This is a genomic window from Ruania alba (genome assembly GCF_900105765.1).
Taxonomy (GTDB): Bacteria; Actinomycetota; Actinomycetes; order Actinomycetales; family Beutenbergiaceae; genus Ruania; species Ruania alba.
In genome coordinates this window covers 2,413,738-2,426,069 of sequence record NZ_FNTX01000002.1, presented here as the reverse complement: position 1 = coordinate 2,426,069, position 12,332 = coordinate 2,413,738, and the positions used below count along the sequence as shown (strand labels likewise).

Genomic DNA, 12,332 nt, shown 5'->3' with positions numbered 1-12,332 from the left:
CGGCACCGATGACCACACCGTGGCGCCTCAACTCTGCGGCACCGGCAGTTCCCCGCTCGCGACCAGGCGCGCGTACCAGTGCGCCGAGTCCTTGCGGGTCCGCTGCTGGGTGTCGTAGTCCACCCGGACGATCCCGAACCGCCGCTCGTAGCCGTAGGCCCACTCGAAGTTGTCGAAGAGGGACCACACGAAGTAGCCGCGCACGTCCACCCCGGCTTCCCGGGCCTGCCCGACGGCGTCGATGTGGCCGTGCAGGTAGGCGATCCGGTCGGAGTCGTGCACCGTGCCATCGGCACCCACCCGGTCGTCGAAGGCGGCACCGTTCTCGGTGACCATCAGCGGCACGCCGTACTCGTCATGCAGCCGGTGCAGCAGCTCGGCGAGCCCGGACGGGTCGATGTTCCACCCCATCGCGGTGTGCGGGCCCGGCATCGGGAGGAACTCCACGTCGTCCGCGCCGACCCACGGGCTGTGCTCGGAGTCGCCATGCGCAGTCGAGCTCTCCCGCACTCCGCCACGGAACTGGCGGGCCGCCCCGGTGCAGTAGTAGTTCACCCCGAGCAGGTCGAGCGGCTGACAGATCAGCTCGGCGTCGCCCTCGTGCACGAAGGAGAAGTCGGTGAGGTGGGCGACGTCAGCGAGCAGGTCGTCCGGATAGTGCCCGCGCAGCATCGGGTCGAGGAAGATCCGATTCCCGACGGCGTCCAGTCGCCGCACGGCGTCCACGTCACCGGGGTGGTCTGGGTCCGCCGGGCGGTTCACGTGGGTGTTCAGGGTCACCGACACCTTCGTGTCCGGTCCGAGCTCGGCGCGGATCGCCGTGGCAGCCAGGCCGTGTGCCAGGTTGAGGTGGTGCGCGGCCTGCAGGGCCGCCACCGGGTCGGTGATGCCCGGGGCGTGCACGCCGGAGGCATAGCCGAGGAAGGCGGCGCACCACGGTTCGTTCAGCGTGGTCCACATCTGCACGCGGTCACCGAGCGCCCGGGCGACGATCCGGGCGTACTCGGCGAAGGCGTATGCGCTCTCCCGGTTGGTCCACCCGCCGGTGGTCTGCAGCTCGGCCGGCAGGTCCCAGTGGTAGAGCGTCACCACCGGGGTGATGCCATGCTCCACGAGTGCATCGACCAGGGCGGAGTAGAACGCCAGCCCCTCGGCGTTCGGCTCTCCGCGCCCGCCGGGCTGCACCCGCGGCCAGGAGACCGAGAAGCGATACGCGCCCAGGCCGAGCTCGGCCATCAGGGCGACGTCCGCACGCATCCGGTGGTAGTGGTCGATCGCCACGTCACCGGTATCACCGTTCAGCGTGGTGCCCGGGGTGTGGGAGAAGACGTCCCAGATGGACGGGCCGCGACCTCCCTCGGCCGCAGCTCCTTCCACCTGGTAGGCGGCCGTGGCCGAGCCCCAGACGAAGTCGGGTGGGAAGGTGCGGGTCATCGGGTGCTCCCGGGGTCGATCTCGGCAGACAGGTCGATGGACGCCCTGGCGCCGTCGGCCTCGCAGCGCACCCCGCGGTGCACCAGAGCCCAGGCCGGGCTGGATCCGCGGGTGAGGGTGGCCTCGATCAGGTCCCCGGACCGGCGCACGGTGAACTCGGCAGCGCACCCTGCGCCGTCGGGCGTGGGCACCTCGACGATCAGCTCGGAACCGTCAGCCGGCTCGAAGACGTGCAGTTCCACACCGTCGGCGTAGGCATAGTCCGGCCGGTCGGTGCGGGAGCCGAAGGCGATGACGCTGCCGGGCCGGGCGAGCAGCGGGACCGAGTCGAACGCGTGCTCCTCACGCACCCAGCGCGGCCCGGTCACGGTCTGGCCGGTGAGCACCTGGGTCCAGGTGCCCGCTGGGACGTAGTACTCGGCAGTGCTCTCGTGCAGCACCGGGGCTACCAGCAGGTCGCCGCCGAGCAGGTACTGGGTGTCGGCGGCGACCACGCTCCGGTCGCCGGGGAAGTCCAGCATCATCGGGCGCATCACCGGGACCCCGTCGGACGAGGCGAACTGCCCGGCGCGGGCGAGGTAGGGCATCAGGCGGTGCTTGAGGTGGGTGAAGCGCCGGGTCACGTGGACCGCTTCGTCGTCGAACGCCCAGGGCACCCGGTACGAGCTCGACCCGTGCAGGCGGCTGTGCGAGGAGAGCAGACCGAAGGCCACCCAGCGCTTGAACACGGCCGGGTCGGGGGTGCCCTCGAAGCCGCCGATGTCGTGGCTCCAGAAGCCGAAACCGGAGGCGGCCAGCGACAGTCCGCCGCGGAGGGACTCTGCCATGGCGGTGAACGTCGACTCGCAGTCGCCGCCCCAGTGCACCGGGAACTGCTGGCCGCCGGCGGTCGCGGACCGTGCGAAGACCACCGCATCGCCCGCGCCGCGCTCGTCCTCGAGGAGCTCGAAGACGCACTGGTTGTACAGCTGGGCGTAGTAGTTGTGCATCCGCTGCGGGTCGGAGCCGTCGTGCCAGAGGACGTCGGTGGGGATCCGTTCGCCGAAGTCGGTCTTGAAGGCGTCCACGCCCTGGCGCAGCAGCACCCGCAGCTTGTCCTGGTACCAGGCCCAGGCGTCGGGATTGGTGAAGTCCACCAGGCCCATCCCGGCCTGCCACATGTCCCACTGCCACACATCTCCCGACGGCGTCGTGACCAGATAGCCCTTCTCGGCGCCTTCGGCGAACAGGTGGGAGCGCTGGGCAATGTAGGGGTTGATCCAGACGCAGACCTTCAGGTCGCGTTCGTGCAACCGGGCAAGCATGCCTTCCGGATCCGGGAAGGTCACCGGGTCCCAGACGAAGTCGCTCCAGTGGAACTGGCGCATCCAGAAGCAGTCGAAGTGGAAGACCGAGAGCGGCAGGTCACGCTCGGCCATGCCCTCGATGAAGGAGGTGACGGTGGCCTCGTCGTAGTCGGTGGTGAACGAGGTGGACAGCCACAACCCGTAGGACCAGGTGGGCACCGCGGCAGGCCGGCCGGTGAGCGCGGTGTAGCGACGCAGCACGTCCTTCGGGTCGGGCCCGTCGATGACGTAGTACTGCAGGTGCTGACCGGCCACGGAGAACTGCGTACGGGAGGCGACCTCGGTGGCAATCTCATAGGAGACCCGTTCGGGGTGGTCCACGAAGACGCCGTAGCCGCGGTCGGAGAGGTGGAACGGCACGTTCTTGTACGCCTGCTCCGAGGCCGTCCCGCCGTCGGCGTTCCAGACGTCGATGCTCTGCCCGTTCTTGACCAGCGGGCCGAACCGTTCGCCGAGACCGTACAGGTGCTCGCCGATACCGAGGGAGTGCTGCTCACGCACGAATGGTCCGTCCGGTGTGCTGATCACCGCGGTACCGCGGTCTGTCGACTCGGTGAGCACGGAGCCGTCGGCGCGCACCAGTTCCAGGCGCCACGGACCGTCGGTGGCCACTCGGGCGGTCAACCCGCCGGAGGTGAGCGTGGCCGGCCCGCCCTCCGGGAGGTGCACCTCAGCGGCGGCACCGGTGGAAGCAAGCGCGAAGTGCGGGCCACGGTCGCGCACACCGCGGAAATGCTCGATCCGCACACCGATCACGCCCTCGGCCGGAGCATCCACGCGGATCGTGATCATCGGCCGGTTCAACGTGTCGCCACGATGACGCAGTGGCACGGTGGAGGCGTACACGAGGAGGTGATCCCCGCCGTCGACCACCGACTCCACATCACGGGGACGGAGGATCTCCACACCCGGAAGCGTCTGCCAGTAGCCATCGGTGAACTTCATCGTCGCCTTCCTGTGCTCGCGCTCGAATAGCGGAGCGGGGTTGCATTCGACTCGACCCGTCGAAGCGCTTCAACACTGTACGGTCTGCACTGTAGGGGCGACGTCACGCAGATCGCAACGCGGCGCCACGACCAGCACTGGGAGGACGAGGGATGGCCACGATCGATGACGTCGCCAAGCGCGCCGGCGTCGCCACCTCCACGGTCTCCTACGTCCTCTCCGGCAAGCGCCGCATCTCGGCCGCGACGCGAGCCAAGGTGCAGGCCGCCGTCGCCGAGCTCGGCTATCACCCGCACGCCGGCGCCCGTGCGCTTGCCTCGGCCCGCACGAACGTGCTCGCACTGATGGTGCCACTCCCCCTCACCCCTGGCACGAAGGCGCTGCGGCCGGACATCGACGTCAACGTGCTCATGCAGTTCGTCGCCGGGATCGCACCACGGGCGCGCGCCCTGGGCTATGACGTGCTGCTGGTCACCGACGACGACCCCTCGGCGACCGAGCGCGTCTGGGCAGGTTCGACAGCGGACGCGATCATCGCGATGAGCGTCCAGGCGGAGGATCCCCGGATCGAGGCGCTCTCCCGAGCGCGGACCCCGGCGATCCTGATCGGCCTGCCGGACGATCCGCACGGCCTGAGTTGCGTCGACTTCGACTTCGAGAGTGCCGGACGGCTGGCGATCCGGCACCTGGCCGCGCACGGGCATCGCCGGATCGCCATGGTGGGCCCACCATCGGTGACGTTCGAGCGCCGGATGTCCTTCGCCGAACGCATGGTGCGCGGACTGAGCGAACAGTCGGCCGCCGCCGGCGCGCAGTTCAGCATCGCCCCCACGGCCGCCCGCCGTGACGCCGTGGCGACGGCACTCGCCCCCGTACTGGACGGGCCGGATCGCGCCACGGCACTGGTGGTGCACCACGAAGCGGCGCTACCCAGCGTCCTGGACGTCCTGCGCGAGAGGCAGCTCCGCCTCCCGCAGGACATCTCCGTGATCGCCGTGTGCCCACCGAGCATCGCCGAGCAACAGGCCGCTCCACTCAGCTCGATCGACGTCCCGGCACAGTCGATCGGCGCCACGGCCGTGGAGATGGCCGTGGCCGCACTCCGTGGCGAGGGAGCCCCCGAGACGCGCCTCGTCCGCGCCGAACTCACCGACCGCGCCAGCACAAGCGCACCGCTGGCCTGACCCCGGGGCCACCAACCGCTTCGATCCGCTTCGGCCATCGCCCGCACCGGTGCGCCGAGATCGCATTTGTGCGGCCATCTCACTGGTCCAAGCATCCTTTCCCCTTTTGACAGGTGGCTGATCATCGGTCCATGATCGGACGCAGCAATCGAAGCGCTTCGCTAGTGCGACGATGCCACCCGCCTCATCCCAGCACGTCGAAGGAGATGTGAGACATGCGCAAGAACCTCCTGGCCGTCGCCGGCCTGTCCGTGGCAGGACTGACCCTGGCCGCCTGCTCAGCCGGAGCGGACGGCAATGCCGAGGCACCGAGCCCGGACGGCCCGATCACCATCGACTACTGGGCCTGGGGAACCGCTCAGCAGCCCATGGTGGACGCCTGGAATGAGACCCATCCGGACATCCAAGTGGTGCACACCGACGCCGGCGGCGGTTCCGACTCCTCCGCCAAGCTCGTCACCGCCACCCGGGCGGAGAACGCCCCGGACGTGGCGATCGTGGAGTACAACACCCTGCCGGCGATGATCGTGGCCGGCGTGGCCGCGGACATCAGCGCCCACACCACCGACCTGGAGAGCGAGTACGCCCCAGGGGTGTGGAGCCAGGCCAGCTTCGACGGTGCGACCTACGGGGTCCCGCAGGATGCCGGCCCGATGGCCCTGACCTACAACCAGGCCCGCTTCGACGAGCTCGGCGTCGAGGTGCCGACCACCTGGGAGGAGTTCGCCGAGGCTGCCGAGCAGGTGCGCGCCGCCGACCCGAACGCCTACATCACCACCTTCGCCCCGGCCGAGTTCGGCGGTTTCGCGGGCTTCGCCCAGCAGGCCGGGGGCGAGTGGTGGTCCGTGGACGGTGACACCTGGACGGTGGGAATCGACGACCCCGCCTCCCAGGAGGTGGCCGACTACTGGCAGGACCTGATTGATCGGGACCTGGTGCTCGCCGAGCCGCTGCTCACGCCCGAGTGGAACGCGGCGCTGAACTCCGGCGAGATCCTCTCCTGGCCCGCCGGGCTGTGGGCGGCAGGTGTGCTCTACGGGGTGGCCGAACCCATGGCCGGCGACTGGGCGATGGCTCCCCTGCCGCAGTGGAACGACGGCGATCCCGGGGTCGCGTTCCAGGGTGGCTCCGCCGTCGTGGTGACCACCTCGGCCGAGTACCCCGAGGCAGCCGCCGAGTTCGCCGCCTGGATGGGCGCGAGCGAGGAAGCTGCCGCGATCCAGATCGAGCAGGGTCAGTACCCGGCCTCGCTGACCGGCCAGGAGCTCACTCTCGACTCCGAGCCGCCGCTGCTGATGCCGCAGCAGTCCGACTACTGGGAGGTCGCCGCGGAGATCGCGGCCACCACGGTGCCCGACATCAGCTGGGGCCCGAACGTGAACGTCGCCTCGAGCGCCTTCCAGGACGCCATGTCCGCGGCCATCGAGAACGGCACGCCGCTGCGCGAGGCCCTGGCCGCGACGCAGGACGTCGTGGTCGAGGACATGGAGACCGCTGGCTTCACGGTCACCACCAACTGACGCACCCCGGGTGCCGGCGGGAGCCATGTCCTCCTCGCCGGCACCCGCTCGACGAAGGAGCACGTGTGCGATGAGCACCGCTACCGAACCGAGACCGACCCGGCGCCGGATCCGCCACCGCTGGGTCGCCCCCTACGGCTTCCTGCTGCCTGCCGGGATCCTCTACCTCACCTTCCTCGCGATCCCGATCGGGTACGCGATCGTGCTGAGCTTCCGCGGGTTACGGGTGAGCGGCGACGGCCCGTTCGGCGTGCAGGAGGAGACCTGGGTCGGCTTCGCCAACTACGCCACGACCTTCACTGACCCCGAGTTCCTGGCCGGATTCGGGCGCCTGGCGATCTACGGCTTCATCGCCGTGCCACTCACTCTTGGCCTCGCCCTCACCTTCGCGCTGCTGCTCGACCTCCCCCGGGTGGCGGGCGCACGCTTCGCGCGCACCGCGATCTTCATCCCGTACGCCGTGCCGGGAGTGATCGCCTCGCTCCTGTGGGGTTTCCTGTACCTGCCCTCGACCAGCCCGCTGAACTACGTGCTGCGCCGGATCGGGCTCGATCCGATCGCTGTGCTGGACGGCGCCATGTTGTTCCCGTCCGTGGCAAACATCGCGATCTGGACCGGCGTCGGTTTCAACATGATCATCCTGTACACCTCGTTGCGTGGCATCCCCGGAGAGGTGTACGAGGCGGCCCGTCTCGACGGTGCGAACGAGTGGCACATCGCCTACCGGATCAAGATCCCGCTCGTCGGCCCCGCCCTCGTGCTGACCGGGCTGTTCGCGCTGATCGGCACCCTGCAGGTGTACGGCGAGCCGACCACCTTGCGCCCGATGACCAACTCCATCTCCCAGACGTGGGTGCCGTTGATGAAGATCTACCGCGACGCCTTCGTCCGCGATGACCTGTCCCTGGCCGCCGCCTCGTCGGTGGTGTTGGCGCTGGGCACCCTGATCGTGTCGGTGCTGCTGCTCCGACTCACCCAGAAGCGCACGTTCGGAGCCGCCTGATGAGTACCAGCACCGCCGCACGCCCGGTGGTCCGGTCGGTCTCGAGCACCGCACCGCGGCCCCGCTCCCACCCGCGCCGGGTCCTGCCCACCCTGGTCCTGCTGCTCGGCGCCCTCTACTGCCTGGTGCCGGTGGCCTGGGTGGTGATCGCCTCGACGAAGTCGAACGCCGAGCTGTTCACCACCTTCACCTTCGCCCCCGGCTCCGGCCTACTGGACAACCTGCGAGACCTGTTCACCTACGGTGGCGGTCAATTCCCGCAGTGGGCGCTGAACAGCCTGATCTTCGCCGGCTTCGGTGCGGCAGCCTCCACCCTGATCTCCACGATGGCCGGCTTCGCGCTCGCCAAGTACACCTTCCCCGGCCGCCAGGCGGTGTTCTACGCCATTCTCGGCGGGGTGCTGCTGCCCGGCATCACACTGGCGATCCCGCAGTATCTGCTGATGTCCGAGATCGGGTTGGCCGGCACCTACTGGTCGGTGCTGCTGCCCTCGCTGATCTCCCCGTTCGGGATCTATCTCGCCCGGGTCTACGCCGCCTCGGCGATCCCCAGCGACACGATGGAGGCGGCTCGGATCGACGGGGCCAACGACGTGCGGATCTTCACCGCCATCGCCCTGCCGATGATGGTCCCCGGGATGGTGACCATCTTCCTGCTGCAGTTCGTGGGCATCTGGAACAACTTCCTGCTGCCGTTCATCATGCTCTCCGATGAGCGGATGTACCCGTTGACGGTCGGCCTGTACACGTTGCTGTCGAAGGGGTCCGGTACGCCGTCGCTGTACAGCCTGGCGATCATCGGCGCGGCCGTGGCAATCATCCCGCTGGTCGTGATGATGCTGGTGCTGCAACGCTACTGGCGCCTGGACCTGATCAGCGGCGGCATCAAGGGCTGACCACCACACCGCGAGTGCGGCCGATTTCGCTCATATCCCGGGATATGAGCGAAATCGGCCGCACTCGCCGAGAAGTGAAGGAGGACCGCGTGTCCGAGATCGCATCCGGCACCACCGGATTCCTGTTCGGCGGCGACTACAACCCCGAGCAGTGGCCCCGTGAGGTATGGGCGCAGGATATGGAGCTGATGCGCCGGGCCGGGGTGAACACCGTCACCCTCGGGGTGTTCTCCTGGGCGCTGCTCGAACCGCGGGAGGGTGAGTTCGACGCCACCTGGCTGGACGAGGTGATCGCCACCCTGGACGAGGCGGGTATCTCCTTCTTCCTCGCCACCCCGACCGCCTCTCCCCCGCCGTGGTTCACTCGCGCCCACCCCGACGCGATGCCGGTCCGCCCGGACGGCACCCGGGTGCTGCATGGCTCCCGGGACACGTACGCGATCAGCGCCCCGGCCTACCGCCAGGCATGCCGCCGGGTCGCCCGGTTCCTCGCCGAACGCTACGGGCAGCACCCGCGACTGCGCGGCTGGCACGTGCACAACGAGTACGGCACGATCGACCACGGCCCGCACGCCGCGGCGGCGTTCCGCCGGTGGCTGCAGGCCCGCTACGGCACCCTCAATGCCCTCAACGACGCCTGGTACACCGCGTTCTGGTCCCAGCACTACAGCGACTGGGAGGACATCCTCCCGCCGATGCAGACCCAGTACCTGCACAACCCCGCCCAGGTGGTGGACTTCAAACGGTTCTGCTCGGACGAGATGCTCGCCGCCTACCGCGAGCAGGTCACCGAGATCCGGGCGTCCTCGGCCGCACCGGTCACCACCAACTTCATGCTGCCCACCTGGAACCACCTGGATCAATGGGCCTGGGCCGAGCACCAGGACGTCGTCTCCGTGGACCACTACCTGGACAGCGCCGGACCCGACGGCGAGGCGCACGTGGCGTACGGCGCCGACCTCACCCGGTCCTGGGCCGACGGCCCATGGCTGCTGATGGAGCAGAATGCCACCGGCATCCGCACCGGCGAGCTGACCCTCGTCAAGGATCCGGACCGGAACATCCGCAACTCCCTCGGCTACATCGCTCGCGGCTCGCAGGCATCACTGTTCTTCCAGTGGCGCGCCTCGGCGGCCGGTGCGGAGTTCTGGCACGGTGCCCTGGTCCCGCACGCGGGGCCCGAGAGCCGCTCCTTCGAGGCCACCATCGAGCTCGGGCGCATCCTGACACGCATCGCCGAGGTGGCCGAGCCCCCTGCGGACGGGCCGTTGGTGGAGGCGCAGGTGGGCATCGTCTGGGACGCGAACGGGTGGTGGTCCCTGGAGACTCCGCACCTGCCGCACGACGGGATCGACTACGCCGAGGAGGTACGCGCCACGCACCGCTCGCTCTGGCGGGCCGGGATCGCGTCCGACTTCATCCGACCGGGCGCGGACGCCTCCCGCTACCGGATCCTCGCCGTGCCCAGCCTGTTCGCCATGGATGACGCGACCGTGGCCTGGCTGGACGCCTATGTCGCATCCGGCGGCCACCTGGTGGTCGGTCACTTCAGCGGCGTCGCGGACGAGAACCAGCGGGTCGTCCTCGGCGGCTACCCGGGGCGGATCCGCGACCTGCTCGGGATCCGGGTGGAGGAGATCCGGCCGCTCGCCCCCGAGATCACCGGCTCACTCACCGATGGCAGCCAGGTCCAGCAGTGGACCGAGCGGGTGCACCTCGAAGGGGCCGAACAGGTAGCGGGCTACGCCGATGGCGACCTGGCCGGGCTACCGGCGATCACCCGCCGCACCGTCGGTGCCGGCACTGCCACCTACCTGTCCGCCCGGCTCGTGCAGGAGTCCCGGGACGTCTTCTGGGCGAGGCTGTGCCAGGCCGAGAACATCTACGCACCTGTCCCGGACGCCGTCGGGACGGGCCTGGAAGTGGTGCGCCGCCGTGGCGCGCAGGCGGACTACCTGTTCTTCCTGCACCACGGCAGCGCGCCGGTCCGGGTCACCGGAGCCGGCCACGATCTCCTCACCGAGGCCAGCACCGACGGCGGTATCCTGCTGGAACCGGGTGAGGTCGCCGTGGTCCGGGAACAGCCGGGCGCCACCTGGCACGTCACCACCCCATGACCGCAAGGAGCCCTGTGCCTGCGTCCAACCCACCGAACGTCCTGCTGATCCTCTCCGACGACCATGGGTACGGTGACCGCAGCGCCCTCGGGTTCGACCCGGCCGTGCGGACCCCGGCGCTGGACCGGCTCGCCGCGAACGGGGTGAGCTGCTCCGACGCCTACGTGGCCGCGCCGATCTGCAACCCCTCCCGCGGTGCGATCATCAGCGGCTCCTATCCGGCACGGTGGGGGTCCACCTGGTTCTCCGACACGCGCTTCCCGGACGAGCGCAGCACGCTCGCCGAACGGTTCGGCGAGCTCGGCTACACCTGCGGCTACTTCGGCAAGGTGCACTACGGCCCGGAGGAGCCCGGTGATCGTGCCTGCCCGTCCGAGCACGGGTTCGACGAGTCCTACTACGGCCTTGCCGGGCAGCAGCAGGGGCGCCTCAACTACCTGGTGCACAGCGATGACGCGGTCGCCGAGTACGGACCGGAGGCGCAGTGGCGGATGGCGGTGCAGCCGATGCTGCACAACGGCGACGAGGTGGAGCTCGACTCCTTCCTCACCGCTGAGCTGGGCCGGCGCACCCGCGACTTCATCACCACCACCGAGGGCCCGTACTTCGCCATGGTCGCGTTCAACGCGGTGCACAACTTCTGCTGGCAGCTGCCGGCCGAGGAGCTCGAGAAGCGCGGCCTTCCCGCGAAGGCCGACTGGCACGACGCCGACGCGCTCAGCTACCACGACTGGTACGACGGGGCGATCGCCCCGAACCTGGAGCACGGCCGGGAGTACTACCTGGCCCAGCTGGAGCTGATGGACGCCGAGATCGGCCGCCTCCTGGACACGCTGGACGAGTCCGGGAACGCCGATAACACCATCGTTGTCTACCTCACCGACAACGGCGGCTCCACCTGCAACTACGGCGACAACACCCCGCTCAGCGGCACCAAGTACACCCTCGCCGAGGGTGGGGTGCGGGTGCCCTACCTGGTGCGCTGGCCCGACGGCGGCTGGTCCGGTGGGCGCACCCAGCCGGGCCTGGTCAGTTCGATGGACCTCTACCCGACGCTGCTCGCCGCCGCCGGCTATGACGTGGCCACCCTGGACAGCGATGGCACCGACCAGGGCGCGCTGTGGCGTGGTGAGGGCGGCGCGGGGCACGAGTCGCTGCACTGGGAGACCGGGTTCCAGTCGGCCGTGCGGGTGGGAGATCTCAAGCTGCGGATCACCCACGGTGACTCGGACGAGGCGCGCGGTGTACACACCGTCGAGCACGTGGACGTCGGGGACGGCGTGCACCTGTTCGACCTGTCCGCCGACCTCGCCGAGTCTCAGGATCTCCTCGGCGAACGTCCCGACGACGTCCGTCGCCTCTGGGAGCGGCACTCAGCCTGGTTGCACGAAGTGGGGCGAGCGGACCTGGCCACCCGGCACGGCGAGCGGGTGCAGGCCGCGCTCGTCTGAGAGGCGCGGCGTCGCCGCTACTCGCTGACCACCGCGAGCGCGTCGATCTCGACGAGCATCTCCTCACGGGGCAGTCCGCAGATCACGGTGGTGCGTGCCGGGAACACGTCCTGGCCGCCGTGCTGCTCGACGAATGCCGCGTAAGCCTCGTTCATGGCGGGGAACAGCGACCGGTCGGTGAGGAAGACGCGCAGGGAGATCACGTCGGAGAAGGACGCGCCGCCGGCGCGCACGATGGCCGCGACGTTTTCCAGCACGCGGGTCGTCTGCGCGGCGACGTCGTCGGGGAAGACGTACTCGCGGGTCGCCGGATCCACCGGCCCCTGGCCGGAGACCTGCAGGAACGGTCCCTTGCGTACCCCCTGCGGGAAGGCGTGCGCGGGCGGCGGGGCAGCGTCGGTGTGAACGGCTGTCTTGGTCATGATGGCTCCTTCGG

Annotated in this window: 9 protein-coding genes; 6 read left to right on the top strand and 3 right to left on the bottom strand. The window is 69.6% G+C overall.

Annotation, left to right across the window (positions count from 1 at the left end; translation table 11 throughout):
- Window positions 1–27: 27 nt before the first annotated feature.
- Both BLU77_RS21150 and yicI read right to left on the bottom strand, forming a co-directional pair.
- A complete protein-coding gene (locus BLU77_RS21150; RefSeq protein ID WP_089775453.1) occupies window positions 28–1,434 on the bottom strand; it encodes a GH1 family beta-glucosidase in 1,407 nt (468 codons plus the stop codon).
- Entirely contained in the window at window positions 1,431–3,725 is a 2,295-nt protein-coding gene (gene yicI, locus BLU77_RS21145) for an alpha-xylosidase (protein ID WP_089775451.1), read from the bottom strand. Before yicI ends, BLU77_RS21150 begins: the two co-directional genes overlap by 4 nt.
- Before the next feature lie 152 nt (window positions 3,726–3,877).
- Between yicI and BLU77_RS21140 the strand changes: the two genes are divergently transcribed.
- From BLU77_RS21140 to BLU77_RS21115, 6 genes are all read left to right on the top strand, one after another.
- A complete protein-coding gene (locus BLU77_RS21140; RefSeq protein WP_089775449.1) occupies window positions 3,878–4,909 on the top strand; it encodes a LacI family DNA-binding transcriptional regulator in 1,032 nt (343 codons plus the stop codon).
- 215 nt (window positions 4,910–5,124) lie between these two features.
- Window positions 5,125–6,429: an ABC transporter substrate-binding protein gene (locus BLU77_RS21135; protein ID WP_089775447.1), complete on the top strand. Its 1,305-nt coding sequence runs from the start codon at window positions 5,125–5,127 to the stop codon at window positions 6,427–6,429.
- A gap of 70 nt (window positions 6,430–6,499) precedes the next feature.
- A complete protein-coding gene (locus BLU77_RS21130) occupies window positions 6,500–7,432 on the top strand; it encodes a carbohydrate ABC transporter permease (RefSeq protein WP_089775445.1) in 933 nt (310 codons plus the stop codon).
- On the top strand, window positions 7,432–8,328 hold the full coding sequence (locus BLU77_RS21125; protein ID WP_089775443.1) for a carbohydrate ABC transporter permease: 897 nt from the start codon (window positions 7,432–7,434) through the stop codon (window positions 8,326–8,328). The genes BLU77_RS21130 and BLU77_RS21125 overlap by 1 nt, the downstream gene beginning before the upstream one ends.
- 89 nt (window positions 8,329–8,417) lie before the next feature.
- A complete protein-coding gene (locus tag BLU77_RS21120) occupies window positions 8,418–10,445 on the top strand; it encodes a beta-galactosidase (protein WP_245708986.1) in 2,028 nt (675 codons plus the stop codon).
- A gap of 14 nt (window positions 10,446–10,459) precedes the next feature.
- Window positions 10,460–11,896 carry a sulfatase family protein gene (locus BLU77_RS21115; RefSeq protein ID WP_245708985.1) on the top strand — a complete coding sequence of 479 codons (1,437 nt, stop codon included), beginning with the start codon at window positions 10,460–10,462 and terminating at the stop codon, window positions 11,894–11,896.
- Between the two features lie 17 nt (window positions 11,897–11,913).
- Here the strand turns inward: BLU77_RS21115 and BLU77_RS21110 are convergent, their stop codons facing one another.
- Window positions 11,914–12,318 carry a RidA family protein gene (locus BLU77_RS21110; protein WP_175477277.1) on the bottom strand — a complete coding sequence of 135 codons (405 nt, stop codon included), beginning with the start codon at window positions 12,316–12,318 and terminating at the stop codon, window positions 11,914–11,916.
- Window positions 12,319–12,332 lie beyond the last annotated feature (14 nt).

What these genes read in the sequence shown, in the direction of transcription:
- BLU77_RS21125 (WP_089775443.1), top strand. Translation starts at nt 7,432, where the DNA reads ATGAGTACCAGCACCGCCGCACGCCCGGTGGTCCGGTCGGTCTCGAGC.
- BLU77_RS21130 (WP_089775445.1), top strand. Translation starts at nt 6,500, where the DNA reads ATGAGCACCGCTACCGAACCGAGACCGACCCGGCGCCGGATCCGCCAC.
- BLU77_RS21110 (WP_175477277.1), bottom strand. Translation starts at nt 12,318, where the DNA reads ATGACCAAGACAGCCGTTCACACCGACGCTGCCCCGCCGCCCGCGCAC.
- yicI (WP_089775451.1), bottom strand. Translation starts at nt 3,725, where the DNA reads ATGAAGTTCACCGATGGCTACTGGCAGACGCTTCCGGGTGTGGAGATC.
- BLU77_RS21135 (WP_089775447.1), top strand. Translation starts at nt 5,125, where the DNA reads ATGCGCAAGAACCTCCTGGCCGTCGCCGGCCTGTCCGTGGCAGGACTG.
- BLU77_RS21140 (WP_089775449.1), top strand. Translation starts at nt 3,878, where the DNA reads ATGGCCACGATCGATGACGTCGCCAAGCGCGCCGGCGTCGCCACCTCC.
- BLU77_RS21150 (WP_089775453.1), bottom strand. Translation starts at nt 1,434, where the DNA reads ATGACCCGCACCTTCCCACCCGACTTCGTCTGGGGCTCGGCCACGGCC.